Annotated in this window: 1 pseudogene; it reads right to left on the minus strand. The window is 39.5% G+C overall.

The features are described 5' to 3' along the window. Positions 1 to 263: pseudogene (locus AAEY62_RS23025) on the minus strand (TonB-dependent receptor); the annotation flags it as partial.

Raw genomic sequence — 263 nt, forward strand, 5'->3', positions numbered from 1 at the left:
TATAAGCCCCGGTTTGACGAGCAAAGCTTGAGGTGTAATTACGATACTGCAATTGTTGATTCAAAAACAAATCATCGGTAATAAAGTAGTTGTGGGTTAATTTAAAACGCAGCTCCTCACCTTCGTTATCTTTAGCCATAGGTGAAATAATACCATTAGTACCAAAGCTGTAAGGCGTTAAACCATCGGAAGACGATAATGAATTTGCAAGCTCAATGCGTTGCGCTTCAGATAATTGCAAGCCATTGCCAGAAGGATCACTT

The organism is Pseudoalteromonas sp. GW168-MNA-CIBAN-0100 (genome assembly GCF_040309225.1).
Lineage (GTDB): Bacteria > Pseudomonadota > Gammaproteobacteria > Enterobacterales > Alteromonadaceae > Pseudoalteromonas > Pseudoalteromonas arctica.